This is a genomic window from Streptomyces sp. NBC_01669 (genome assembly GCF_026339735.1).
In the GTDB taxonomy this organism is placed as follows: domain Bacteria; phylum Actinomycetota; class Actinomycetes; order Streptomycetales; family Streptomycetaceae; genus Streptomyces; species Streptomyces yanii.
The window spans coordinates 934,522-960,409 of sequence record NZ_JAPEQG010000001.1; the positions used below are offsets into that span (position 1 = coordinate 934,522).

Genomic DNA, 25,888 nt, shown 5'->3' on the forward strand with positions numbered 1-25,888 from the left:
TCAGCCAAGTAGTGCCAGGTTTTATGGCTGTCGGCATAGGCGGATCGAGCAAATCCCCAAGGGGCCCCTCCCCCACCGGTTCGCCACCGATGCTCCGCTGTGGAGAAAGTCTCACCTTCTCCATCTGCTTGAGTCTTCCTGGAATTCCGCATACGGGAATTGCTGCTCCAACGATCACGTCTACCGCAGATTGTGAGAAAGCACTCCAGCAGGGTAGTCATTTCACGTACTCCTCACCCGGGATCGCTTCTCACCTCATCGGCGCGTCACGGATCGCTACAGCGGTGAAGCGGCACACCTTCCAAGCAAACCCCTCAGACGGACGGCAGCGACGGCGCCGAACAAGCCGCAACTTCCGGATCGACCCGTCAACGCACGGGTGCCGAGACCATCGAGATCGGCGTGAGGCCGGGGTACCGCAGGTGAACCCGCCCGTCTCTCGGCTCAGTACGGCACCGGCCGGATCAGCTGCCGCACTCGGCGGCCGCAATCGTCGCACGGAGCTGCTGCGCGTAGCCGGCAGCCGTGAAGTCCGAGCTGACGCCGTCGACCAGGACCAGATCACTGATGGTCCGGTCCGTGCGCAGATGAATGATCTTCTGATACTCCGGCGAGTTGTACCACGCCTGCGCCGTCTCCATGTCAGGGAACTCGATCAGCACCACCGAGCCCGGCCAGGCACCTTCGAGGACCTGCACCTCGCCGTCAATGGCGAGCCACTTTCCTCCGTAAAGCGCCGTGGTGGCCTCGACCTGCTCCAGATAGGCCAGGTTCTCCTCCTGCGGCATGCCAGGGATGCGCAGGTGATTGACCAGATACGTCGACATCGATACCTCTCCTCGTGGCGATGCTCAACACCGGAGGCGCCGGATGCCAACAGCATCACGCCCCGACCGGTCCAGGCGTGAACCCCCTTCCGCGGCAAGGCCGTCATTGCAACGCACGGACGACGACCAGAAGGACCAGCCGTTCCGTACGACACCGCGCCCTTCCTCTTCCAGTCTGCTCTCGAACCCCTGAGAAGGACCGCCGTCAGCGGGAGCGCCGACCGGACCGGGTGCGCAGCGCGGCAGCGGCCTACGCGACCGAAGGCCACGAGCCCGCGGCAATCATCGATCGCACCAGCGGGCTCCTGGCCGAACTCGATCCGGACCTGTTCGTGACGTCCTGCGTCCTCCGCTTCGACCCGGCCGACGACCTCTCTCCCGGCAGAGAGCGGTCTCGCGGCTGAGCACCTGGTGCTCCCGCCAGTCACCAACACAGCCGGACCTGCGCAAGGCGCTCCGTGATCGCTTTGACAGCCGTGTTCCTGGTGGGAGGGTGGACATAAGGAGGCGAATCGCCTCAGCGGACGGTGAGCCCCACAACACGGCAGCCGCATCGGCAGCGACAGAGCGCCCGCCCGCAGGGTCCCTCGCGCGGATTTGCTCGCCGGGTGCATTGGAGTTCGAGGTTTCGGCTGCGCCACAATCCGCCCCGCCCCTGGTGCAGGAGCGGACGCGCGCACGCAGCGTGCTGACAGCGAAGGGACCTGTCATGAAGGCACTGGTGTACGAAGGACCGCGCTCGGTGACGGTGAAGGAGGTACCGGACGCGAAGATCGAGCGGCCGACGGACGTCCTGGTGAAGATCACGACTACGAACATCTGCGGGTCGGATCTGCACATGTACGAAGGACGCACCGACATGGAGGCCGGACGGGTCCTGGGCCACGAGAACATGGGTGAGGTCGTCGAGATCGGTGACGGCGTGGACCTGGTGCGGGTCGGTGACCTGGTGTGTCTGCCGTTCAATATCAACTGCGGTTTCTGCCGCAACTGCGAGAAGGGCCTCACTGCGTTCTGTCTGACCACACCGGTCGACCCGACCATGGCTGGCGCCGCATACGGGTTCGCAGGAATGGGCCCGTACAACGGCGGGCAGGCGGAGTTCCTGCGCGTGCCCTACGGCGACGTGAACTGCCTGGTCCTGCCCGAGGAGGCGCGGGAGAAGCAGACCGACTACGTCATGCTCTCCGACATCTTTCCCACCGGCTGGCACTGCACCGAACTGGCGAAGGTACAGCCCGGCGACAACGTGGTGATCTACGGTGCCGGGCCGGTCGGCCTCATGGCCGCCTTGTCGGCGAACCTCAAGAGCGCGGCCAAGGTGATGGTCGTGGACCGTCACCCGGACCGCCTCGCGCTGGCCGAGGAGATCGGGGCCATCCCGATCGACGACTCCAAGGCCTCGCCCATCGATCAGGTCAATGAACTCACCAACGGCCTCGGGGCGGACCGGGGCTGCGAGTGCGTGGGCTACCAGGCGCACGACCCGCAAGGCACCGAGCACCCCAACCTCACGCTGAACAACCTGGTGCACTCGGTGAAGTTCACCGGCACCATCGGCGTGGTCGGCGTCTTCATCCCCCACGACCCCGGCAGCCCGGACAAGCTGTACAAGGAAGGCGAAATCGCTTTCGACTACGGGCTGTTCTGGTTCAAGGGCCAGTCCGTGGGCAATGGCCAGGCCAACGTCAAGGCGTACAACCGGCAGCTGTGCAACCTGATCGAACAGGGCAAGGCCAAGCCGTCCTGGATCGTCTCGCACGAGCTGCCGCTGGACCGGGCCCCTGAGGGCTACGAGCATTTCGACGCCCGCGACGACGGCTGGACCAAGGTTGTCCTCCACCCCAACGGCTCCTGAACCGCGACCGGGTGACCCTACGCACGCACTTCGCCGGCCCCGGATGCTTCCCGGGTCGGGGCTGGGGAAGGTGCGCGCGGAAGGTGACAGCGGCCGCCGGCCCCACCATGATCTGCGGGGTTCTCGAACCGACAGGCTCTCAGGCGTGTGGTGCCTGTTCGAAGCCGAGACGCCGGCCGGCCACAAGGGGAGCAGGCCCACCGGGACGCGGCATCCCGTTCTGCCGACACGACCCGCGACGGCGCGCCTGCTCGTTCTGTCGGCCCCATGACGCCTCACCCGAAACCCCGCAGCCGGTTTCGTGAGGCTTCAGCCGACCGAGTCCGCCCGGCGCGACATGGGGCACTCGGTCAGGCCTGTTCGGCGCGTTGTCGCAGTCGCCCACGTACGCCCAGTACGAGGACGGTCCTCCGCCTTGCGATGCACCGCACCGGACGCCGCTGGCTGATCCACGAAGATCGACCGGACAGGACCTCACACCTGGCACGACAAGGCGGATGTATAGGGCACCGAGCGCGGGTCGCGCACGTGCGCGCCGGTCAGGGACCGGATATCCGCCGAGGGGGGTGCCCCTCGTGCGGGAAACCCCGGCCCGATTCCGACGGGCCGGGGTTTCCATGTCATGCAGACCCTGCTCTACCTCCTGTGGAGGTGGCCCCTTACCACTCCTTGTCGAAGTGGTCCCGGACCACCCGGAAGCTGCCCACGACACCGTTTTTGACGAACACGCCGCCACGGATGTGCTGACGGGTGAAGACACCGTTGCTGGTGCTCCAGGGACCGACCGTCGCAACCGGGGAACCGTTGTCGCAGGTCGCCCCACGGAAGAACTCAACGGTCCGGCGGCTGTCGTTACGGACGTTGAAGCTCCGTGAGCCCAGACCGCTCACCACCGTGATGCAGCCATCCTCACCGCGAGCCGAGTACGACCGCTCGTTGATGAAGATCCGGCCCTCCTCCTTGTCGCCGTAACCACCACGCTCGTTGCCACCACGCTCGTTGCCGCCACGGTTGTTGCCGCCGCCACCGTAGCCGCCCCCGTTCCCTCTGCCCTCGTTCCCCCTGCCCCCGCTGTCGCCGCCGCCGAGGTGGGCAGCGGCGGGAGCGGCCTGCTGGACAGACGGAGCGGCCTGGGTGGAACCGACTGCCGAGGCGTAGGTGATGCCGGTGGTGGCGAGGACCGCTGCGCCCGCTACAGCGGCGGTAACGGCGAAAGTACGCGTACGCGTGGTCATGTCACTTCTCCCTGCTCTCAGAGACGCCGGCTGGGCAGCCGACCTGTGACGAACGTACTGACAGCCTGATTAGCTGTCATATCGGATATATCGAAGGCATGGCGCCAGAGAGCCAATCGGGTGTACGCACGGCACATGCCGCAAGGCGAGTTCAGATCTGATACTTCGTCAAAAAGCTGGGCAGTATGACCATCTGGCACATGATTAGGCTTTACGGGCGACATCCTGACGCCCGCTCACCCTGTCGGCAGCATGCCGCCGGACTCCGGCACACAGAAGACCCCGCCCCCAGCGCCCTGAACGCCCGTCATCAGCACCCACCGCGCCGCGTGGGCTTGAGACGCGACGACCTGCGGCATGCAGTGCCGGGGCAACCTCCGGGCCGTCCGCAGACACCCCGCATCACCGCAGGCAGGCACCGCCGGAGCGGTCGAGGCGGCACACCCGGCCCACGCAGGATCACCTCATGGACATGCGCCCATGGAAACCCGGAATTCGGCGGCGGAACGAGGCTCCAGTCCGGCGGTACACGCCCGGAACGCCCTGGGGCGGATGCATCGCGCGTGAGACCAGGTGCTCCTGAGGTCCGCCGGCTGCACGGCATTCTTCCGGGGTGTCGTGTTCGGCCACAGCCTGCCCGCCCCGGCACCGCGCAGACCGCCCCCTCATCGCCCCGTGGAAGGCATGCGCATACCGGTGCCCAGCTCCAAAGGGGCGGCAGCCACGACAACTCAGCAGAGCTGAAGGCCGCCGCCTTCCTGCGCCCCTGCAAGCTGGACGGCTGCCCATGCTCTTCAGCCCTCCGATGACGAATTCATCCGCCTCACGCCATGAAGATTCCGGGATACCGTCCAGGCGGACCGAGACGTCAGCGCCGGCCACCCCTCATCCGGCTGACGACATGACCGGAGAGTCGCTCCCTACGGACGGAGGCCGTCGAACGTGATGTTCAGATGACGGGGGCCGCGCAGGACCGCGTTCTGCCGGTAGGGGGGCGGGTCCTCCACCAAACGAGGGTTGTCGAGCCTGCGGGCCAGCGCGGTCAGGGCGAGCTGCGCCTCCAGCCGGGCGAGCGGCGCGCCGAAGCAACTGTGGATGCCGCTGCCGAAACCGAGATGCTGGATGTCCTTGCGGTCCGGGTCGAACCGATCGGGGTCCTCGAAGCGCTCCGGGTCTCGGTTGCCGGCGGCCAGGACGAGCCAGATCGACGAGCCCTTCGGGATGGTGACCCCGCGGACCTCGATGTCCGCGATGCACGTGCGCTGCGGCACCAACTGCACCGGAGGCTCGTAACGCAGCAGTTCCTCGACGATGTTGACGGCGAGGCGCGGGTCGTCCCGGAGCCGCTGGAGGACCTCCGGGTGGCGCAGCAGGGTGAGCATCCCGTTGGTGATCAGGTTGACCGTCGTCTCATGGCCGGCGATCAGCAGCAGGGCCGCGGTACTGAGCACCTCCATCGTGGTCATCGGGCCGTCCGGTCCATGGCTGGTCACCAGCTCGGAGAGCATGTCGTCACCAGGTGTCCTGCGGCGCTCCTCGACCAGCCCCGCCAGATACATGCCCAGCTGCATCCGGGCCTCGTGCGTGACCCGGTTCCGCTCGGTGGGGTCGTCGCCCGGAACCGGGTCCAGGCCGGCGGCAATGGTGTCGGCCCACGAGTGGAAGCGCGCCTCGTCCTCCCGCGGCACCCCGAGCAGCCGACAGATCACGGTCACGGGAAAGGGGTACGAGAACTGGTCGACCACATCGATCCGGTCAGCATCCCCGAAGCCGGCAATCAGGTCCGAGACGATCCCGGCGAGTTCGTCATGCATCGCGTGGACACGTCGGGGGCTGTGCGGTGGGCCGAACGGACGGTTGGTCATCCGACGCAGCCGGTCGTGTTCCGGAGGGTCGAGCCGCAGGAAGCTGGGCGGGAGAGCCGTCTCCTCCTCCTGCTCGGGCAACTCGTCACCGCCGCGCGCGGTGAGATTGGAGGCGTCTGAGCTGATCCGCGGGTCATGGAGCAGGCTCTGGATGTCCCAGTACGTGCTGATGACGAATGGGCCGCCTCCTCGCCCTGCGCGTCCGGTGCGTCCGGTGCGTCGACCAGAATGGCCTGGACGGGGCACGCCGCGACGGCGCGCACCACACTCTCGCGCTGTTCCTCGTCGGCCCGTGGGTTGTAGGTGAGCGCCTCCTCACCGTGCATGGCGAAGACGTCCGGCGCGAGAAACGCGCACTGCGCGTATCCCTGGCATTTGTTGAGATCGACGACAAGCCTCATCAATGATCCGCCCTTTCCGGCGGCCCGGTCCGGCACCCCCGTGCGTGCTCGGCGAGGGCGCCCGGACGGCGGTCATCTCCCCCACGCCAGCGTCGGAGGGCCGGTGGGCCAGCGCTCACCCAGGCGAGCCGAAGGAGTGAGCACCCGCGGACCCGTGGGGCCGGGAGCACCGTCAGGACGCGTCCGCGGCATCGGGCCTGGTGGTGCCGCCGACCACCAGAATGTAGCCGCTGACGATCAGGGACCAGGCCGGGAAGACCAGCTCCGCCCAGGCGATGTCGGGCGCCACGAAGAGCAGCGCCAGGGCGACGAGGAGGCCCAGAAGGGTGAGCCACCGCGGAAAGACCCCGAGGCGATGCCCCAAGGTCGATGTCGTGAGCGTGAACACCGCAGCCATCCGCATCGCGTAGTCCGTCAGCATCGTGTACGCGAAGTGGCGGCCGAAGTCCCAGGACGGCAGCCCCGGGTCGTTCCCGGACGGGACTCCGACGGACAGCACGCCTGCTGCGGCCGCGGCCGCCCCGAACAACGAGGCCACGAAGATCAGCCCGCTGCCCAGAAAGACGGTGGCGACGAACTTGTCCTCCGCTTCCCCGACGTGGGAGCGCAACACGCCCACGAACCACAGAAAGAAGATGCCCGCGAAGGGGACGAGGGCGAGCGCCGTCCTTACCGCGTTCCGGCGCGAGGAATCGTTGAATCCTTCAGCGGTGACCGCGCCCTCGTCCGCGGGGATCGCCAGCCGGATCAGGATGATGGCGGCCGCGAGCAGCACCGCGAAAACAACTCCGGCCAGCCCGGCCGCCCGCGGAGTCTGCAGCGCCTGCCCCTTCCTCCCTTGTGGCTCCATGAGCGCTCGCTTCCTCTCCCGGGGGGACCCTGGGACCAGCAAGCAGCCGCCTGCCCGGACGCGCCACCGGAAGGCGGCCGAACGGCATACATCGGCGGACTCTTCGACAGTGCGTGAGCCGAGCGGGAGATGCGCACGCGTCGGTCGGACCGGCAGTGCGTACGTTCGGACGGACAGTGCGTACGTATCGGGCGAGCGGGCGGGAAGCCCGTACCGGTGTGGCGCCTACCCCGGGATTTCCGTGCGTTCCCACCATTCATAGATGGGCAATTGACCCTCGGCGGTCTCCTGGTGACGCGTCGTTGCCTTGAAGTGCTCGTACCCACCGCGGAACGGGATCTTGAGGTCCGGCACGGGTGTGGTGAGGGGAACGATACGGTCGGGAAGGTCGTCGGGGCCGCCCTCAAGGACTGCCTTCGTTGCATTGGTCATGCCGAAAGTCTCCCCGGACAGGGGTCCGGCTTCTCCGTGACGCGCCGAAAGGCCCGCTCCACGTCCCCTACCGGCATCTCCGCAACAGCCCCGGGTGGCAGGGAGGGACCCGGTGGCGCCCGGAGGACGGGCCCGGTCGCCGGTCTCGCCGAGGACGCACGTCACGCAAACGGGCGGTGCAGGGCCAGAAGCGCCTGGTCGTCCTGGCGTCTGCCGCCCGCATGACGTCGTACGTCGCGGATCAGTGCGTCGAGGGTCTGTGACGGCGTGGCGGATGTTCCGGTGCGCGTGCCACACCGGAGCAGGATGGGCAATCGGGTGGCGGCGTCGTAGAACGTGCCGGTGGCATCCCTGGATTCGGTGATTCCGTCCGTGTAGCAGAGCAGGGTCGAGCCGGGCGGGAACGAGAAGCTGTCGATGGGGACGACCCAGTCCCCCAGCGTGATCATCCCGAGGGGTGGCGCCTCCTGCGAGGGTTCGAGGACCGTGGCCGTCCCCTGCGGGTCGAGAAGCAGCGGCGGTGGATGGCCACGGTTCACCACTCGCACGACATTCAGATCGGTGGAGAACTCCGCGACCAGAGCGGTGGTGAAGCCCTCCTGCTGTTCCAGGCCCCCGCGCCGTCCTCCCTCGCGCACCAGCGCACGCTCCAGCGCGCGCACGAGCTGACCGAGGTCCTCGGCCTCGTCCGCGGCGTACCGGAAGGCGCCGATGTCGGCGCAGACGGCGTTCACCGCGCCCAGCCCCTTGCCGCGCACGTCCCCGACCATGAGGCGGGTGCCGTGCGGGGTGCTCTGCACGACGTACAGATCCCCGCCGATCATGGCCTCGTTCTCGGCGGGCACATAGCGTGCGGCGATCTCCAGACCGTCCAGCCGTGACGGTGGGTGGGGCAGAACGGCGCGCTGTGCCACGGCCGCGATGTGGAGTGCACGCCTGGTTCTGGCGTTCTGACGGTGCAGAGTGCGGTTGATGAGGACGGCGAGCACGGTGACGGCGAGGAGAGTGACCTGGTTGGCGACGCCGCGGTGCCAGCCGAAGGTGCCGTCGACCCTCGCCAGTCCGGCGTGTACCGCCATCGACACGAGGCCCACGGCGACAATGCCCCCGGGCATCAGAAGCGGGGCGGCCGAGACCGGCGCTGCCATCAGCAGCGGGGCGGACGTCACATTGGGCGGTGTCGCCAGGTCGGTCACCACGGCCAGCACGATGACACCGAAAGGGATCCACGGGGCTCTCCTCTGCTGCACCACTCCCCCACGTTCCACGGAAGGCGCGCGCGCCGCATCCCGGACGGCGCGAAATGTGTCCCGTGCACGAGGGCCATGGCCACCTCCGGACGGTCCGGCCAACCGGGGGATCCGCAGGCGCCCGCGTGCGGACGTACGTACGCTGAGACAGCCAAGTCCCGTACCCCCTGGGCTGCGGGTGCAAGGGGACGGCCCGCCACTGGCCCCGGCCGGTAAACCGGGCCGGCCGGGCGCATGGAGCCGGCTCACGCGCCCCGTGACCGGTGGACCGCCGCAGAGACCAGGACGGGCACCTCGATCAGTACCCTCGCGCAGGAGGACCTCGTGACCACTCCACCCGCCCCTGCCGTCGAGCGCCGTCACCCGGTACCGGACGCCGTCCTCACCTGGGAGCCGAGCGAGCGCCGGGTGCGCGGGAAGAAGGGCACGACCGTCGTCGTCGACAGCCGCCGACCGGTCCTCGTGTGGGAACCCGGCCGTGCCGTGCCGCTCTACGCCTTCCCTCGGGACGACGTCCGCACCGATCTGCTCCGCCCGGCGGCCGACCCCGACGTGGGTGCGCACTCCGGCTCCACGGTCTTCTACGACCTCGTCGTGGAGGGCGTCGCGGAGCCCAACGCCGCATGGACCTTTCCGGGCGCCGAGCTCGCCGGACACATCGCCTTCGAGTGGTTCGGACGCGTCGGCGTGGGCCCTGATCACTGGTACGAGGAGGACGAAGAGATCTTTGTCCATCCCCGCGACCCCTACTCGCGCGTGGACGCGCTCCGCAGCTCTCGGCACGTGCAGATCGAGATCGACGGAACTCTGGTCGCGGACACCCGCAGCCCGGTGCTTCTCTTCGAGACACGACTGCCTGTCCGCTACTACATCCCCCGCGAGGACGTCCGCCTCGATCTGTTCACCCCGACCGGCCTGCGTACGGGATGCCCGTACAAGGGGACGGCCGAGTACTGGTCCCTGACCGACACGGACAGCGACGCACCGACGCATGTGGCATGGAGCTACCCCGACCCCATCCCGGCCGCGGGGGCGGTCAAGGACCTCATCGCGTTCTACAACGAAGCCGTCGACATCATCGTGGACGGCGAGCAGATGGAACGCCCGGCCACCGGCTTCACCCGGCGTCCGGGCCCGTGAGGACGCGTCGCATCGGGCTCGTGCGAGCCCGGTGCGGCGTCGTCGCCCCGGAGCCGGTGCCCGCGCACGGCTCGTACGCATCCTCCAACGGCAGCGGGCACGGGAATGGGATGCAAGGGATCATCGTCGGGCGTCCGCGCGATCCGCAGGAGCACGGCGGCGTGGTCAGGGCTGCGGCGGCCGGTCCTGACCCTGCTCCGAACCGAACTCGTCCTTGAGCTTGTCCTGGGCCGTGTCGACCTGGCCGGTGTACTTGCCCTGCGTCTTGGTGTCGATGGCGTCACCCGCCTTGTCGATGCCCTTTCCCGCCTGGTCCTCGTGACCCTTCAGCATGTGCTTGATCTTGTCCATCATGGACATGGGTGGTCCTCCTCAGCGAGTCGCCCCCACCTCTCCAGGGTCGCCACACGACGCCGCTCTCGCATCCGCGCGAGCGGTCCGCAGAACCGTCGGATCAGCAGATCCGCGGCAGCTGCTCCCCGATCGGCAGGTCGACCACACGCGTCCCACCGAGCCCGGTGCGGGCCACGACCATGCCGGGATGCGCCTCCACGGCCTCGCCGATCACGGTCGCCTCCGCTCCCAGCGGATGCGCCCGCATCGCCTCCAGAACGGCTTCGGCGTGCTCGCGGGGGACGAACGCGACGAGTTTTCCCTCGTTGGCCACGTATAGCGGGTCCAGGCCCAGGACGGCGCAGGCATTGGCCACGGCCGGCGGGACCGGAACGTTGCGCTCCTGAATGACGACACCGGTGCCCGAGGCCACCGCGATCTCATTGAGTGCCGCGGCCAGTCCGCCACGTGTGGGATCGCGCAGGACATGGAGGTCGGGGGTGACCGCGAGCATGGTCTCCACCAACCCGCCCAGGGCCGCGCAGTCGCTCTCGATCTCCACGCCGAACTCGAGGCCCTCGCGCACACTCATGATCGCCACGCCGTGCACGCCGATCGCACCGCTGGCGATCACGACGTCGCCGGGGACCACTCGCTGGGGACGCAGATCGACGCCGGCCGGGACGAGGCCGATCCCGGCGGTGTTGATGAAGATTCCGTCGCCGTGACCGGCGTCCACGACCTTGGTGTCACCGGTCGCCACCTCGACGCCCGCTCTGCGCGCCGCTGCGCCCAGCGCGTTGGCCACGCGCGCGACGACCGAGAGCTCGACGCCCTCCTCCAGGATGAAACCGCAGGAGAGGTAGGCGGCCCTGGCACCGCTCATGGCCAGGTCATTGACCGTGCCGTTGACCGCGAGGTCACCGATGCTGCCGCCGGGGAAGAACAGCGGCCGCACGACGTACGAGTCCGTGGAGAAGGCCAGCCGGGCGCCGCCCAGCGACACCACGGCGGAGTCGGCCAGTTGCGCGAGCACGTCGCCCCCGTAGGCGGGCGCGAAGACGTGCTGGACCAGTTCGGCCGAGAGTGCGCCACCGCCGCCGTGGCCCATGACCACCCGCGGCTGGTCGCGCAGGGGTGCGGGGCAGGTCCATGCCGTGAGGTCGAGTACGGGCGCCTCGCCGGGGACGCCCGCGGTGGCGGTGACAGTGGCGTTCAGTGCTTCGGTGGTCTCAGGCAACGGGGCTCGTCTCCCTGGGTGCGGTCCTGATGTCCAGGCGCCGGTAGAGGTAGTACGCGGCGCAGGCGCCCTCGCTGGAGACCATGGTGGCCCCGAGCGGGTTGCGCGGGGTGCAGGTGGTGCCGAACGCCTCGCACTCGTGGGGCTTCAGCAGTCCTTGCAGGACCTCACCGCTGCGGCATTCGGCGGGCTCCTCGGTGGCGATGCCGGTGACGGAGAAGCGGTACTCGGCGTCGTAGTCCCGGTAGCGGGTGGAGAGCCGCCAGCCGCTGTCGGGGATGGTGCCGATGCCGCGCCAGGCGCGGTCGGTGACTTCGAAGACGTCCTCCAGCATGGTGAGCGCCGCGGGGTTCCCGTCCGGGTGCACGGCGCGGGGGTACGCGTTCTCCACAGTGTGCTCACCGCGCTCCAGCTGCAGGACGGTCCGCCGTACGCCTTCGAGGATGTCCAGCGGCTCGAAACCGGTGACCACAATGGGGACCTGGAACCGTTCGGCCAGCTCCGGGTATTCCCGCATGCCCATCACGCTGCACACGTGGCCGGCGGCGAGGAACCCCTGCACCCGGCAGCTCGGGGACTGCATGATCGCCTCGATGGCCGGGGGGACCCGCACATGGGACACCAGCAGGCTGAAGTTGGGAATGCCGAGCCTGCGCGCCTGATACACCGTCATGGCGTTGGGCGGTGCGGTGGTCTCGAATCCGATCCCGAAGAAGACCACCTCACGGTCGGGGTTCTGCTGGGCGACCTTCAGTGCGTCGAGCGGCGAGTACACGATCCGCACGTCGCCGCCCTCGCTGCGGACCCGGAACAGGTCACGGCCGGTTCCGGGGACCCGAAGCATGTCCCCGAACGAGCAGAAGATCACCTCGGGGCGGGAGGCGATCTCCAGCGCCTTGTCGATGACCTCCAGTGGCGTGACGCAGACGGGACAGCCCGGACCATGGATCAGTTCGACCTGCTCCGGCAGGAGTTGGTCGATGCCGTGCCGGATGATGGTGTGCGTCTGTCCGCCGCAGACCTCCATCAGCGCCCACGGACGGGTCACGATGGAGTGGATGTCGTCGAGCAGCCGACGCGCCAGGTCCGGGTTCTGGAACTCTTCGATGTACTTCACTGCTGAACCTCCTGCGGTACGTCGGCTCCGCCGGTCGGGGACGTTCCGCCGGCCTCTGCGGCCAGTTCCCACGGATCTCCGAACTCCTTCTGGAGCAGACCGAGTTCGGCGAAGAGGTCGAGCGTCTTCCGTGCCGACTCCTCGTCGAGACGCTGCAGGGCGAACCCCACATGGACAATGGCGTATTCACCGACCTGGAGGTCCGGCAGATATTCCAGGCACACTTCCTTGACCACACCGCCGAAGTCGACGGTGGCCATCCGGGTACCGTCACGTTCCTCGATGTCCATCACTCTGCCGGGTACCGCCAAGCACATGGCTGCTCCTTGCTGTGGGGGCGTTGCCCGGCTCTGCCGGGCAGGACGTCAGTCGGCGGCGCCGGTGTGGGCCGCTCCTGTGCGGGCGGCCACCATGAGCTGGCCGAGCGCCAGTCCGCCGTCGTTCGGGGGGACTTCCCGGTGGCGCAGGACGGTGAAGTCGTTCTCGCTCAGCGTCCTGGCGCACAGGGAGGAGAGAAGGGTGTTGGCGAACACACCTCCGGTCAGGGCGACTTCGCGCAGGCCGTGCTTTTCGCGGGCCGCGGTGCACACGTGGAGCACGAGGTTCGCGACGGCCGCGTGGAAGCGTGCGGCGACAAGGGTCGACGCCGTACCGGCGCGCACGTCGTCGACGACGGCTGCCAGTACCGGCGACGGGTCCATGATCAACTGCTGGCCTTCGGCCGTGCCCGCCGGGCGCAGCGCGAAGCCGTAACCGGGTCCGGGGTCCGCGGCGGCGCCGACCGCGGCGGCCTCCAGCTCGACGGCGGCCTGGGCTTCGTACCCGGCCCGGTGGCAGACGCCCCCCAGCGAGGAGACGGCGTCGAACAGCCGGCCCATGCTGGAGGTGGGGACGCAGTTGAGGTTCCGCTCCAACTGCCGCAGCAGCACGCGCCGTTCGTCCGGCGGGCAGGCTGCCGTGCAGGGCAGGTCGTCCGTCCGGCCGATGCCTGCCGCGTAGAGATGAGCGAGCGCCATCCGGTAGGGCCGGTGCACGGTGGCGTCGCCGCCGGGCAGCGGAACGTACGCGAGGTGCGCGAAGCGGTGGTACGTCTCGTAGTCGGCCAGCATGATCTCGCCGCCCCACACCGCGCCGTCGTCCCCGTAACCGGTGCCGTCGAACGCGACACCGATCACTCGGCGGCTGCCGTCCCTTCCGTGCTCGGCCATCGCGGCCGCGATATGCGCGTGGTGGTGCTGTACGCGGACGACCGGCCGGCCGTCGGCCCGGCGCAGGGCCCACTGGGCGGTGCGGTAGCGGGGATGCCGGTCGGTGGCCAGGATGCCGGGCCGCACTCCGGTGATGGTCTCCACGTGCTGTTCGGCGCGTTCGAAGGCGTGCTGGGTGGCGAGGTCGTCCATGTCGCCGACATGGGCGGACAGCCAGGCCCTGTGGTCCTCGGCGAGGCAGAAGGTGTTCTTCAGGTCGCCGCCGGTGGCGAGGGTCGCCGGTACCGGGTGCGGCAGGGCGAGCGGCAGCGGGGCGTAGCCGCGTGAGCGCCGTACGATCAGCCGCTCCCCGTCGCAGACGCGCACGACGGAGTCGTCGCACGGCACATGGATCGGGCGGTCGTGCGTGAGCCAGGCGTCGGCGAGGTGGGCCAGTCGCTCCAGTGCCTCGTCGTCGTCCGTGACGATCGGTTCACCGGCCACGTTGCCGCTGGTCATGACCAGAAGGCGCGGTCCCGGCGGGTCACCGGGCAGGCCCAGCAGGAGGTGGTGCAGCGGGGTGTACGGGAGCATGACCCCGAGGTCGGGGCTGCCCGGGGCAACCGCGTCGGACGGCCATGGGGTGCCGGGGCCCGGGCGGGCGTCGGTGCGGCGTCGCAACAGGACGACGGGCCGGACAGCGCCGATGAGCAGAGCCCGCTCCTCGGCGCCCAGCTGCACGAGGTGCGCGATGTCGTCGACGCCGCGGGCCATCATGGCGAACGGCTTGTCGCCGCGCGCCTTGCGGCGGCGCAGCAGGGACACCGCCGCGGAGTTCTCGGCATCGCACGCGAGGTGGTAGCCGCCGAGTCCCTTGATCGCGAGGACAGCGCCGTCGGACAGCAGTCGGCGGGCCTCCACGACCGGGTCGCGTCCGGTTGCGGGCTGTGCGGGCAGTGCGCGGTCCGGCTGCCCGACGAGCAGTCGCAGCCGGGGGCCGCAGTCGGGGCAGGCGACCGGCTGTGCGTGGAAGCGCCGGTCGGCCGGATCGGCGTACTCGCGGGCGCAGTCGGCGCACATGGGGAAGCCGGCCATGGTCGTGTGCGCGCGGTCGTACGGCAGGCCGGTGACGATGGTGAAGCGGGGCCCGCAGTGCGTACAGGTGATGAAGGGGTGCCGGTGGCGCCGGTCGGCCGGATCGGCCAGTTCGGTCAGGCAGTCGGCGCAGGTGGCCACGTCCGGGGAGACCAGGGTGCGGGCCGGTCCGCCGGTCCGGGAGTCCTCGATGCTGAAGCAGGATCCGCCGGCGGCGGGGACTTCCCTGTGGTCGACGGAGTCCACCAGGGCGAGCGGTGGGGCGTCCGCCGCGATCCGGTCGCAGAACAGGGCCACGGCGGCCGGGGCGCCCTCGACCTCGGCGACAACGCCTTCGGTGGTGTTGGTGACGTGTCCGGCCAGCCCGAGCCCGGTGGCGCGGGCGTACAGGTAGGGCCGGAAGCCCACGCCCTGCACGACGCCGCGGACCACGACCCGCCGCCGCTGCACGGCTCCGCCGACGGCGGTCCCGGGCTGTGGGGTCGTCACGGGCGGTGCTGCGCCGCGGAGGCGGGTGCTGTCGTCACGACGAGCGGCTCGTCGGGGTGCGCGTGGGCGTGCGGACCGGTGTGCGGGTGATCGTGGGTTCCGAGGTCCGGATGCGTGTGCGTGTGCACGCCCGTATGCGTGTGGGTGTGGGTGTGCTGACCTCCGTGCGTGCGGTGGTCCTGGTGGGTGTGCGTGTGCTGGTGGGTGTGCGTGTGCTGGTGGGACGGGTGCTGCCGGGCCATCACCGGTGTGTGGACCGGGGCGCCTTCCCCGGCGGCCAGGGCCCGGTCGAGCAGCATGCCCACCCCCTCACCGCGGCGGGCGGCGGTGAGCACCACGTCCACACCGGGGTTGACCTGCTGGACATGGGCACGGAATGCGGCCTCGTCGAACCCGACGGCCTGCGCAAGGTCGGTCTTGGTGACCACGACGAGCTGGGCCAGTCCGAACGCGGTGGGGTACTTCAGCGGCTTGTCCTCGCCTTCCGTCACGGAGGCGAGGACGACCCTGAGCGTCTCCCCGAGGTCGTACGAGGCGGGGCAGACCAGGTTGCCGACGTTCTCGACGAAGAGGATCCGGGTCCCGTCGGGCAACCAGTCGTCGATGTGGCGGCCCAGCATCCCGGCCTCCAGATGGCAGAGTCCGTCGGTCAGCACCTGTTTGACCGGGGCTCCGGACCGGGCCAGGCGGACCGCGTCGTTCTCGGTGGCGAGGTCGGCGGTGAGCGCGGCGACCGGCACTCCCCTCGCCCAGGCCCGGCCGAGTTCGCGTTCCAGCAGTTCGGTCTTGCCGCTGCCGGGGCTGGAGAGCAGGTTGACGACGGTGGTGCCGCGCGCCGTGAGCCCGGCTCGCAGGCTGTGCGCCGTCGCGTCGTTCTTGGCGAGTACCGCCTGTTGCAGGTCGACTTCACGGCACATCGTTCATCGCTCCTGAAAGATCGGTTCGCGGGTGTGTTCGTGTTCGGGTCCGTCCTGCCAGTGCACGCTGACGATCTGCAGCTCGCGCCCCGACAGGAGTTCGGCGGTCGGCTCGCCGCAGGCCGGACAGCACAGCCGGGGCGGCATGCCGACCGCCCATTCGTCCGCGCAGGGCTCGCACCGCGCGCGGGCCGCCACGGGTTCGACGACGAGTTCGGCGCCTTCCAGAACGGTCCCGGCGCAGGCGAGTCCGAAGCAGAAGGACAGGGCGTCGGGAACGACTCCGGCCAGTTCGCCGACCTGGAGCCGGACGGACCCGACCGAGGCGGCTCCGCCTGCCTGAGCCGCCTCCTCCACCTGGTCGACGACGGCCATGGCGATCGACATCTCGTGCATTGCATCTCCGTCCTGCCGTGCGTCATTACAGCGGCGGGTGACGGGGGCCGGCGGACCGGCTCGCCGGTACCCGTACGGCACATACGCCATTCGGTTCAGCCAGGGGCCGGGACCGGGCGGCGGGCGCCGTCACATGCAGCGCATCCGCAGATAGCGCTTGACGTCGGGCAGGACCTGCGCGGCGAGGGCGACAAGAGCGGCGGCGGTCAGGCCGCAGATGAGGGTCTTCTTCATGGGGTGGGTTCCTTCTGCTCAGTTCATGGCGGGTCCGGCCGCCGTCCGCTGGGCGGCGGCCCCGTGGTCTTCTTCCTGTACGAGGTCCAGGACCATCCGTACGGCCTGTGGCACTGCTGCGGCCACCGGAGCGCTCAGCCCGATCCCTTCGTCGACGTTGTCGGGTTCGCAGCCGACGACGAGCGTGCGTCTCGGCGGTACGGCTCCGGTGCCCGCGCACAGGGTGCCGAGCAGTGCCAGGACTGCGTCGGGGGACATCCGGTGGCCGTCGAGCAGTGCGTTCTGCGGCTCGACTGCGCCGGGTTCGTCGACCTCGATCAGGTACAGGGTTCCGGGGGCGCCACCGCGCTCTGTTGCGTCGATCAGGACGAGCGTGTCGTATCCGTCGAGGATCTGGTAGGCGAGGTGGACGCCCCGTACGCCGATGTCGACCACCTCGAGATGGTCCGGGAGACGGTGCGAGGACAGTGCGCGCACCGCCTCGACGCCGAAGCCGTCGTCGCCGAGGAAGATGTTTCCGATCCCGGCGACCAGGGTTCTCGGACGTTCCCGCACGGGGGCGTTCACGCATCCTCCAGGGGGGCGATCTCGTCCGGCTGGAAGTACAGGAAGCGCCCCTGCTCACGGCGGATGTCCGCGCCCGGGTCGCCTTCGACCGTGACCGCGAGGTGCACTCCGCCGTCGACGTCGTGGAGCACTGCTTCGACCTGTGCGCTGCGGCCCTTGAGGAACAGGTCCTGGGCATCGGTGCGCCGCAGTCCCGGTCGTAGAAGGACGCGGCTGCCCACGCCCACGGACCGGCCGTCCACCAGGATCCGGTCCCGGGCCGGGTCGGCGGTGTCGTCGCTCGCGGGGTCCCACCACGGGGTGTCGGGACGGAGCACGCCGCGGGCGTCGATGAGGTCGGCGCCGTCCGGGAGTGGGTCCTGGGCGGCGGGCGGGGACGTGTCGGGTCCGGTGATCTCGCGCAGGGCCCGCACCGCGCCGTGCAGCCGCTCCAGGACCTCGGGGGGCATCGATTCGGCCAGGTCGACGACCGCGGCCGCCCGGGCGTCGGTGCCGCGGGCCTCGCGCTTCTCCTGGTCGGTCAGGGCCGCCGTGCGCAGGGCGAGGATCTCGTCGATCTCGGTGGCGTCGTACAGCGCTCCGGGGCTCTCGGGGGCGATGGCCGGATGGTCCTCCAGGATGATCGGGGACGACAGCATCAGGTCCGCGCGCCCGGGTTCCCCGGCGAGCACCGGCCAGGTGTGCAGGTTGCGGCAGGCCGCGACCGCACCCTTCGCCCACTCGGGCGGGTCCGTCATCGACAGGAACGAGCCCGCGCTGAGACCCATCAGGAGGTGGGCGGCGACCAGCGACCGTGGGAGCGCGGCGTCCCGATCGGCCTCGGCGGAGTCGGGCGTCCAGGTGCTGGTGTTCTCCACCACGGCGGTGAGCCTCATGACCCGGTAGGGGCCGTCGAGTTCGCGGGCGGACAGCCGCACCAGGCCGCTGATCTCCTCGCAGCGGCGGACCAGGCGGCCCACCGTCCGCCCGTCCGTGTCCAGGACGGGTTCGGTCTCCTCGCGGGCGGGCCTGGTGAAGGGGACGGTGACACCGTCCCCGGCCAGTTCGGCGACGTCCACGACCACTTCGACGCGTTCCTCGGCGCCCTCGTCCCAGGGGACCAGCACCCGGTCGGCGAGGTCGAGTTCAGCCACAGTCGCGAACGTGCCGTCGTCGCGGGCCTGTTGCACCGTGCGCCGCTGGGCGTGCAGAAACCGTGCTTCGACGGCGAGCGTCGCGCCGGGCTTCGGCTCCATCAGGCACTCGGTGTGCTGGAAGTCGTGCTCCTCGCGGTCGGCGCCCCAGCCGGGCGGCACGAGCACCCCGAACTGCCAACGGAGCCGGTTCTTGGCTGCGGAGGCCCGGTACGGGTAGAGCACATAGCCCTCGAAGAGGACGGTGTCGGCCACCTGCCGTGCGATGGCGAACCGGGTCTCCAGTGCGGGCGTGAGGAGGGATGGGGTCACGGCGCCGTCCTCTCGGTGACCCGGGGCAGTACAGCCCGGTGCACGGGGCGCTCAAGGGATGGGGTCACGGCGCCGTCCTCTCGGTGACCCGGGGCAGTACGGCCCGGTGCACGGGGCGCTCAGGGGACTGCGGAGGTGGCGTACCTGCGGTTCCGGCCAGGTCGATCAGGGCCTGGACGGTCGCCTCCCAGGACGGCAGGGCCTGCTGCGAGCGGAAGGCGAGCAGGGCGTTCATGGTGTCGCGCGGCAGCCGGATCCAGCCGCAGCCCGGGAAATGCTGCTCGATCATGTCCTTCCACACCGCGACCGGCATCCGGAAGGGCGCCTCCCGGTCCCAGGGAATCGGTTCGACGTGGAAGCCGCTGTCCCCGGTGAAGGCGGTGCCGGAGAAGAGCAGGAGGAGCGGCACCTCGCCGTCCTGGAGCGCCTCGAAGTACCGTGTCGCGGCGATGTCCAGGTCGTAGGTGCAGGGCACGACGAGGTCCACCTCGGTCTCCGTGGTGAACGACGGGACCATGAGGGAGACCTGCGCGAACTGCAGGGGCTGGAGCGTGTTTCCCCAGCGTGAGCGATCGCCGAAGAGGTCGTGCAGTCCGTCTGCCTCGCCCGGCTCGTAACCGCGCCGGGCCGGTTCGATACGGATCTGGCAGCGAAGCGCAAGGGCGTGCACCCGGGCTTCTCCCGACGTGGTGATGCGCAGCCGGAAGACCAGTGTGGGGCCCGCCGCGTACGCGTCAGCGCGTACTCCGGTGCAGGTGAAGGCGAATTCCGTCACCGGGACTGCCCCTTCTCCTGGGTCCGGGCGCGTCCCTCGACGTGCGCGAAGAACGCCTGGAGATCCGCCCTCGCCTCGGCGCCGCCGTCGAAGCCCTGCCACAGCAGGCGCATGCGTCCCACCAGCTCGTAACAGATGTCGATCGGTACGAGGTAGCACTCGGCCCGGCCCTCCGTACGACGCATCAGCAGGGCCTCGACATCGGGTTCGAGGAGGGCGGCGAGGCGACTGGCGCCGAGCACGGTCTGCCAGGTCTCCGGGTCGAGTTCGCTCTCGGTGGCTCCGGCCGGGCTCGGGTAGAGCGCGACCAGCCGGTCCAGCGCCGCGTTGCGGAAGAAGAACGCGACGCCGACCGGGATCTGCAGACGCTCCCACGCACCGTCGTCGAGACGGTGGTCCGCATCCGACAGATAGCGGTCCGGGACCGTTCTGAAGCGTCCGTGGGCTGCGCCGGGCCGCTCGAACAGTAGGGCGCACGGGGTGCACGCACAGGCCAGCGCACGCTTCTCGGTGTCCACGAGATGCCGGTGACCGCCCTCGGTCACAGGCACGCCGCACAGCTCGCACCGCTCCTGCCGGGGTTCCGGCGGCGCGGCGAATCTGCGCAGTCCTCGGGCGCGGGCAACGGGCACCGGGCGACGCTCGGCCCTGGCCGGGGGGGCGCTCACGGTGCCGTCGCGGCAACGGTCGCCCCGGCACCGGCAGTTCCGGCCGGCGGGCGGGTGGCAATCTGGAGCAGGGGTGGCTCCCGGTCGATGGTCACCGACTCCATCACCACCTGCTCCACTTCCGGTACGAAGCAGGCCAGCGCGTCCTCGACGCTTCGCTGCGTCGCCGCGCCCGTGCTCGGGCAGCCGCAGCCACCGCCGTCACCGGCCTCGGCCGAGGGGCGCAGCCGCAGGATGCCGGTCTCCTCGTCGAAGCCGACGACCTCGACGGGGTCGCGTACGGAGTCCAGGGCGCGCGTGATACGTGTGCCGACGTCCTCCGGGTGCAGATCGTGCAGGGCCAGCAGGCTCGATACGAGTTCGTCGTCGAGCAGCGCGGCGAGCGGTCCGTCGCCGGTTCCGCGGTCCGCGGGGGTGCCGAGGCGGCCGACGATCCGGGCCAGGCCGGCGCCGTAGAAGTCCACCAGGACCCGCACCAACTCCTCTGCCGCGACGCGCACTTCCTGGTCGCCGGTGGTGCTCAGACGGTCGAGCAGGTCCTCGACCCGCTGCCCGGCCTCCACGGCGTCGAGGGCCCTCGGGGGTGCGACGACCGTCGCTGCGGCGCTCATCCGGCCAGTCCGCTCAGCCCGGTGGGCACATGCATCTGCTGGACGGTCTTGCCGCCGCCCACGTACATGTGGACGCCGCACGGCAGACAGGGGTCGAAGCTGCGGACGGTCCGCATGATGTCGATGCCCTTGAAGTTCTCCGGGGTGTTCTCCTCGAAGATCGGTGTGTTCTGCACCGCGTCCTCGTAGGGACCGGGGGTACCGAACGTGTCCCGCGTGCTGGCGTTCCACGGGGTGGGCGGGTAGGGGTGGTAGTTGGCGATCTTGCCGTCCCTGATCACCATGTGATGGGAGAGCACGCCGCGCACGGCCTCCGTGAAGCCGACGCCGATGCTCTCGTCCGGCACCTCGAACTTCTCCCAGGTCTGGGTGCGTCCGGCGCGGACCTCCTCGAGCCCCTTCTCGGCACAGTGCAGCGCGATCGCGGCGGCGTACGCCTGGAAGTAGGTGCGGGCGCGGTTGCGTTCCAGCGCGTTGCTCCACTTCGGGATCTTCCACTCGAAGGTGGTCTCGGGCTTGGTCATCGTGCGCGGCAGGTTGATGACGACGCTGTGGCCGGTCGCCTTCACATAGCCGACGTCGACGAGCCCGGACAACGCGGTGGACCAGAGGCGGGCGATGGGGCCGCCACCGGTGTCCAGTGCCAGGTGGTCCTTGCCGTCGAACCAGCGCGGCGACATCACCCAGCTGTACTTGTCGTCGAAGTTCCGCTTCTGCGGGGCGGGGATCGTGTGCTGGTTCCACGGGTGGCGGGGGTCCACCGGGTTGCCCAGCGGGTCATGGGTGACGAACTGTTCCTTGCCCTCCCAGTCGTCGTAGTACGAACTGCCGAGCAGGATCCGGATGCCGAGGTTGATCTCGGTGAGGTCGTTGGTGACCAGTTTGCCGTCCACGATCACACCGGGGGTGACGAACATCTTCCGTCCCCAGTCGGTCATGTTGGCGTACGTGAAGTCGCAGTGTTCGGGGTCGTTGAGCGCTCCCCAACAGCCGAGCAGCACCCGCCGGCGGCCGACCTCCTCGTACCCGGGCAGGGCCTCGTAGAAGAAGTCGAACAAGTCGTCATGCAGGGGAACGACCCGCTTCATGAACTCCACGTACCGCATGAGGCGGCTGAGGTAGTCCGTGAAGAGCTGGACGGACGCGACCGTTCCGACGCCGCCCGGGTAGAGCGTGGAGGGGTGCACATGGCGCCCTTCCATCAGGCAGAACATCTCCCGCGTGTAGCGGCTCACTTGAAGAGCCTCGCGGTAGAACTCTCCCTCGATGGGGTTGAGGGAGCGCATGATGTCGGCGATCGTGCGGTAACCGTGCTCCCCGGCGTGCGGCGCCTCGGTGCGCTCGGCGAGCTCCAGGACTCCGGGGTTGGTCTCGCGGACCATTTTCTCGCAGTAGTCGACCCCGACCAGGTTCTCCTGGAAGATGTTGTGGTCGAACATGTACTCCGCCGACTCGCCCAGGTTGATGATCCATTCACCGAGGTTCGGAGGCTTCACCCCGTAGGCCATGTTCTGCGTGTAGACGGAACATGTGGCGTGGTTGTCGCCGCAGATGCCGCAGATGCGGCTGGTGATGAAGTGGGCGTCCCGGGGGTCCTTGCCCCGCATGAAGACGCTGTAGCCACGGAAGACCGACGAGGTGCTGTAGCACTCCGCGACCCGCTTCTGCTTGAAGTCGATCTTCGTGTGGATGCCGAGACTGCCTACGATCCGGGTGATCGGATCCCAGGCCATCTCGACGAGACCACTGCCGTCGCCGGCCGCCTTCGTCGTGGGTGCCATTGTGTGTGCCATGACCCTTCTGGGGAGTGGGAGTTGATGGAGGAGCGAGCGGGGCGGAAACGGGACGGTCACCGACCGCGGGGTGCGGGGCGCCCGGCGGACGCCGCGCCCGTCACCGGGGCGATCGGTACCCGGTGGTCAGCTTGGAGCCCTTGTGGCGCCACTTCGGTTCCTTGTCCACGGTCTTCGCCGTGATCGACCGGAGCCTGCGGACCACCGCCCCGTACGCTCCGCTGGCGGCGCTGGAGACCTTGCCGCCGGGCGGTTCGTCCATGAACGGCATGAACTTGTCCGGGAATCCGGGCATGGTGCAGGCGATACAGATGCCGCCGACGTTCGGACAGCCGCCGATGCCGTTCATCCAGCCACGCTTGGGGACGTTGCACTTGACGACGGGACCCCAGCAGCCGAGCTTGACCAGGCACTTGGGCGAGTCGTACGTGGTGGCGAACTGGCCCTGCTCGTAGTAACCGGCCCGGTCGCACCCCTCGTGCACGGTGGCTCCGAAGAGCCAGGCCGGGCGCAGCTTGTCATCCAGCGGAATCATCGGCGCGGATCCCACCGCCTGGTAGAGCAGGTAGGTGAGGGTCTCCGAGAAGTTGTCCGGCTGGATGGGGCAGCCGGGCACGCACACGATCGGGATGCCGGCCTTCGAGGTCCAGTCCCAGCCCAGGTAGTCGGGTACGCCCATGGCACCGGTCGGGTTGCCGGCCATCGCATGGATGCCGCCGTAGGTGGCGCAGGTGCCGATGGCGACGACCGCCAGGGCCTTGGGCGCCAGCCGGTCGATCCACTCACTGGTGGTGATCGGCTGGCCGGTCTCGGGGTTGTCGCCGAAGCCGCACCAGTACCCCTCCTGCTTGATCGATTCGTTGGGGACGGACCCCTCGACGACCAGCACGAAGGGATCGATCTCGCCGCGTTCGCCCTTGAAGAACCACTCGATGAAGGTGTCCGCACCGCCTACCGGACCGCTTTCGAAGTCGATCAGGGGCCAGTGAACCTGGATCTTGGGCAGCCCGGGCAGCACACCGAGCACGATCTCCTCGATGCTGGGCTGCATCGCCGCGGTCAGCGACACCGAGTCGCCGTCACAGCTCAGCCCCGCATTGATCCAGAGGATGTGGATCGGGGACTCCTCGTCGGCGGCCGCACCGTCTGCCTGGGCGCCGACCGTGTTCGCTGTTGCTGCACCCATGGGGATGCCTCCTTGGAGAGCTCTGCGATGAATGCCCGCTTTTCGGCGTTCATGTCCAGCTAACAGTCAGCCGGTCCGGGTGCGACGGCGAGCGCCGCCGTTGCGGTGACATTGCGGTCCCGGCCGGCGGAAGGATCCGCCCTGCGCGTGCCGGGAACGCCGGTGCCGATGTGGTGCGGAGTCCGGACCGGGGGTTCCTTGCACACGAAGGCGCGGCGCAGCAAGTGGTAGGGCGCATCCGGGTCGAAGAAGATGGACCGCATCGCGGCCAGTTCCTCCTGCCGGTGGACGGCCAGCGGCTTGACCGCCTCCTGGTGCTCCAGCGCCGTCTTCTTCCGGGCGATCCGTGCCTGTACGTCGGTCGACGAGGCCAGCCGGACGGCCAGTCGGAGGGCCTCGCCCGGGAAGTCCTGGGGCCGGCAGGCGACCGTCCGGTCCACCAGGCCGAGCCGTTCGGCGGCTTCGGCGCCGAGCGGCAGCGCTTCATGGACGAGCCGTTCGGCGACCTCGGGGCCCACTCGGTGCGGCAGAGTGCGGGTCCAGTACTCCGAGCCGGACAGTCCCATCAGCCGGTAGTGCGGGTTCAGGACCGATCCCTTGCGGCACCAGACCTCGTCGGCGGCCAGGGCGAGCATTGCTCCTCCGGCGGCGGCGTTGCCGCCCACGGCAGCGATCACCAGCCGGTCGGTGGTGGTCAGCACCGCCTGCACCAGGTCGTTGATGGCGTTGATGTTGGCCCAGGACTCCTCGGCGGGGTCGGCCGCCGCCTCGATGACGTTCAGGTGGATGCCGTTGGAGAAGAAGTCCCGGCCGCCACCCAGCACCAGGACCGAGGTGGGCCGGGAGCACGCCGTCCGGTAGGCGTCCAGGAGGCGCGTGCAGTGCGTGGTGCTCATGGCCCCGCCGGGGAACGAGAACGTGAGATGTCCGACGGCGCCGGTCTCCTCGTAGCGGATGTCGGTCCAGGTTCCGCGGCGCTCGGGTGCGTCCGGCGGAACCGGGTCCTCGGGCAGCGGAGGCAATCGGTCGCCGAGCGCCAGGACGGCGGGGAGTTTGAACGGGGCGGGCTCTCCCGGCCGCCGCCTGGCGCGCAGCTCCGGGATCCATACGGCGCCGTCGGCGGTCGCCCTGCAGACCGCGCCGGCCCGCGTGGCGAGCAGCTCGCCGGGGCGGCCGCGCAGCCGGTCCTCGGGGTGTCCCCCGTGCAGGAACCACTCGCCGCCGAGCAGTTCGTCCAGTACACCGGGGGACGAGTCGGCTGCCCGCAGCTTGCGCAGCACGGTCTCCGTGGAGTCGGACCGCCAGTCGATCCGCCGGAGTTGCTGGCGGAAGTACGGCCGGGTGCCGCCCATGGCCCGTGTGCCGTCCTGGGGTTGAGGTCTGTACGTTCCCGAAGCGAACCGGTCGACGGCGAGCAGCACGGCCGTCAGCGCCGCGTCGGAGACCTCGTTGCGGTACAGGTCGCTCTTGCCGACCTGCGGTACGGAGAACCAGACCGACGCCCAGACGTCTCCGGCGTCCATCTCCTCCTCGGCCTGCAGAACCGTCACACCCCAGCGGGTGACGCCCTCGTGGACCGCCCAGTCGAGCGAGGACGGACCGCGGTCGCCCACAGGTCCCGGATGGACGATGAGGCACGTGTGCGCCGACCACACGTCCCGCGGGATGGCCGTCCTGAGCATCGGAGCGACGATCAGTTCGGGTGCGAACCGTCGGACCGCGTCCCGCAGATGGTCGTCGGAGAGCGCGAGTTCGACCGCCACGCCGTGGCCGCGGTCCCGCAGCTCGGCGTGGACGCGCTGAGTGAGGCTGTTGAACGCACTCGCGACGAGCAGGATGTGCACGGCGGACTCCCAGCGGTTCTGCGGCTCCCGGCCGGAGCAGGTCAGGCCGGCTGCAAGCCTCGGACACGCGGAACGGGCGCCGTGGGCGCCGGGGCGGCGGAGTCACTCGAAAGGGAACGTCCTGCGGCCACTC

The 25,888-nt window shown here is 69.6% G+C and carries 23 protein-coding genes and 2 pseudogenes; 3 read left to right on the plus strand and 22 right to left on the minus strand.

The window, feature by feature from the left end; all coding sequences use genetic code 11:
* Window positions 1-464: 464 nt before the first annotated feature.
* Window positions 465-827 (minus strand): DUF1330 domain-containing protein, encoded by a 363-nt coding sequence (locus tag OG972_RS04215; protein WP_266978379.1) that lies wholly within the window; start codon window positions 825-827, stop codon window positions 465-467.
* A gap of 230 nt (window positions 828-1,057) precedes the next feature.
* Between OG972_RS04215 and OG972_RS04220 the strand changes: the two genes are divergently transcribed.
* A complete protein-coding gene (locus OG972_RS04220) occupies window positions 1,058-1,231 on the plus strand; it encodes a SpoIIE family protein phosphatase (protein WP_266978381.1) in 174 nt (57 codons plus the stop codon).
* Window positions 1,232-1,536: 305 nt separating this feature from the next.
* Window positions 1,537-2,685 carry a glutathione-independent formaldehyde dehydrogenase gene (locus tag OG972_RS04225; protein WP_266978383.1) on the plus strand — a complete coding sequence of 383 codons (1,149 nt, stop codon included), beginning with the start codon at window positions 1,537-1,539 and terminating at the stop codon, window positions 2,683-2,685.
* A gap of 659 nt (window positions 2,686-3,344) precedes the next feature.
* On the opposite strand, the gene OG972_RS04230 is transcribed toward OG972_RS04225, so the two are convergent.
* From OG972_RS04230 to OG972_RS04255, 6 genes and pseudogenes are all read right to left on the minus strand, one after another.
* Window positions 3,345-3,920, minus strand: coding sequence for a hypothetical protein (locus tag OG972_RS04230; protein WP_266978385.1), 576 nt, complete (start codon window positions 3,918-3,920; stop codon window positions 3,345-3,347).
* A gap of 920 nt (window positions 3,921-4,840) precedes the next feature.
* Window positions 4,841-5,968: pseudogene (locus OG972_RS04235) on the minus strand (cytochrome P450); the annotation flags it as partial.
* A gap of 35 nt (window positions 5,969-6,003) precedes the next feature.
* Window positions 6,004-6,186: pseudogene (locus OG972_RS04240) on the minus strand (ferredoxin); the annotation flags it as partial.
* Window positions 6,187-6,358: 172 nt separating this feature from the next.
* The gene (locus OG972_RS04245; protein ID WP_266978387.1) at window positions 6,359-7,036 is read right to left on the minus strand and encodes a hypothetical protein; all 678 of its coding nucleotides are present in this window, start codon (window positions 7,034-7,036) and stop codon (window positions 6,359-6,361) included.
* Window positions 7,037-7,261: 225 nt separating this feature from the next.
* On the minus strand, window positions 7,262-7,468 hold the full coding sequence (locus tag OG972_RS04250) for a DUF5988 family protein (protein WP_266978389.1): 207 nt from the start codon (window positions 7,466-7,468) through the stop codon (window positions 7,262-7,264).
* 161 nt (window positions 7,469-7,629) lie between these two features.
* Window positions 7,630-8,721, minus strand: a complete 1,092-nt coding sequence (locus tag OG972_RS04255) for a PP2C family protein-serine/threonine phosphatase (RefSeq protein WP_266978391.1) — start codon at window positions 8,719-8,721, stop codon at window positions 7,630-7,632.
* A gap of 321 nt (window positions 8,722-9,042) precedes the next feature.
* Between OG972_RS04255 and OG972_RS04260 the strand changes: the two genes are divergently transcribed.
* Complete coding sequence (locus tag OG972_RS04260) at window positions 9,043-9,858, plus strand: DUF427 domain-containing protein (RefSeq protein WP_266978393.1); 816 nt, start codon at window positions 9,043-9,045, stop codon at window positions 9,856-9,858.
* Window positions 9,859-10,023: 165 nt separating this feature from the next.
* Here the strand turns inward: OG972_RS04260 and OG972_RS04265 are convergent, their stop codons facing one another.
* From OG972_RS04265 to OG972_RS04335, 15 genes are all read right to left on the minus strand, one after another.
* Window positions 10,024-10,218: an antitoxin gene (locus tag OG972_RS04265; RefSeq protein WP_266978394.1), complete on the minus strand. Its 195-nt coding sequence runs from the start codon at window positions 10,216-10,218 to the stop codon at window positions 10,024-10,026.
* Window positions 10,219-10,312: 94 nt separating this feature from the next.
* Window positions 10,313-11,410 carry a hydrogenase expression/formation protein HypE gene (hypE, locus tag OG972_RS04270; protein ID WP_323135945.1) on the minus strand — a complete coding sequence of 366 codons (1,098 nt, stop codon included), beginning with the start codon at window positions 11,408-11,410 and terminating at the stop codon, window positions 10,313-10,315.
* Window positions 11,411-11,423: 13 nt separating this feature from the next.
* Window positions 11,424-12,548: a hydrogenase formation protein HypD gene (gene hypD, locus OG972_RS04275; protein ID WP_266978395.1), complete on the minus strand. Its 1,125-nt coding sequence runs from the start codon at window positions 12,546-12,548 to the stop codon at window positions 11,424-11,426.
* A complete protein-coding gene (locus OG972_RS04280; RefSeq protein ID WP_266978397.1) occupies window positions 12,545-12,865 on the minus strand; it encodes a HypC/HybG/HupF family hydrogenase formation chaperone in 321 nt (106 codons plus the stop codon). The genes hypD and OG972_RS04280 overlap by 4 nt, the downstream gene beginning before the upstream one ends.
* Before the next feature lie 48 nt (window positions 12,866-12,913).
* Complete coding sequence (gene hypF, locus OG972_RS04285; RefSeq protein ID WP_266978398.1) at window positions 12,914-15,319, minus strand: carbamoyltransferase HypF; 2,406 nt, start codon at window positions 15,317-15,319, stop codon at window positions 12,914-12,916.
* Complete coding sequence (hypB, locus tag OG972_RS04290; RefSeq protein ID WP_266978400.1) at window positions 15,316-16,236, minus strand: hydrogenase nickel incorporation protein HypB; 921 nt, start codon at window positions 16,234-16,236, stop codon at window positions 15,316-15,318. The genes hypF and hypB overlap by 4 nt, the downstream gene beginning before the upstream one ends.
* Before the next feature lie 3 nt (window positions 16,237-16,239).
* Entirely contained in the window at window positions 16,240-16,632 is a 393-nt protein-coding gene (gene hypA / locus OG972_RS04295) for a hydrogenase maturation nickel metallochaperone HypA (RefSeq protein WP_266978402.1), read from the minus strand.
* Between the two features lie 252 nt (window positions 16,633-16,884).
* The gene (locus tag OG972_RS04300) at window positions 16,885-17,433 is read right to left on the minus strand and encodes a hydrogenase maturation protease (protein ID WP_266978404.1); all 549 of its coding nucleotides are present in this window, start codon (window positions 17,431-17,433) and stop codon (window positions 16,885-16,887) included.
* A complete protein-coding gene (locus OG972_RS04305; RefSeq protein ID WP_266978405.1) occupies window positions 17,430-18,878 on the minus strand; it encodes a hypothetical protein in 1,449 nt (482 codons plus the stop codon). Before OG972_RS04305 ends, OG972_RS04300 begins: the two co-directional genes overlap by 4 nt.
* A gap of 64 nt (window positions 18,879-18,942) precedes the next feature.
* Window positions 18,943-19,653: a DUF6084 family protein gene (locus OG972_RS04310; RefSeq protein ID WP_266978407.1), complete on the minus strand. Its 711-nt coding sequence runs from the start codon at window positions 19,651-19,653 to the stop codon at window positions 18,943-18,945.
* On the minus strand, window positions 19,650-20,285 hold the full coding sequence (locus OG972_RS04315) for a DUF5947 family protein (protein WP_266978409.1): 636 nt from the start codon (window positions 20,283-20,285) through the stop codon (window positions 19,650-19,652). The genes OG972_RS04310 and OG972_RS04315 overlap by 4 nt, the downstream gene beginning before the upstream one ends.
* A 32-nt stretch (window positions 20,286-20,317) precedes the next feature.
* Entirely contained in the window at window positions 20,318-20,932 is a 615-nt protein-coding gene (locus OG972_RS04320; protein ID WP_266978411.1) for a hypothetical protein, read from the minus strand.
* Window positions 20,929-22,713: a nickel-dependent hydrogenase large subunit gene (locus OG972_RS04325; protein WP_266990266.1), complete on the minus strand. Its 1,785-nt coding sequence runs from the start codon at window positions 22,711-22,713 to the stop codon at window positions 20,929-20,931. The genes OG972_RS04320 and OG972_RS04325 overlap by 4 nt, the downstream gene beginning before the upstream one ends.
* Before the next feature lie 112 nt (window positions 22,714-22,825).
* Complete coding sequence (locus OG972_RS04330) at window positions 22,826-23,911, minus strand: hydrogenase expression protein HypE (RefSeq protein ID WP_266978413.1); 1,086 nt, start codon at window positions 23,909-23,911, stop codon at window positions 22,826-22,828.
* Between the two features lie 59 nt (window positions 23,912-23,970).
* The gene (locus OG972_RS04335; protein ID WP_266978415.1) at window positions 23,971-25,755 is read right to left on the minus strand and encodes an enoyl-CoA hydratase-related protein; all 1,785 of its coding nucleotides are present in this window, start codon (window positions 25,753-25,755) and stop codon (window positions 23,971-23,973) included.
* Window positions 25,756-25,888 lie beyond the last annotated feature (133 nt).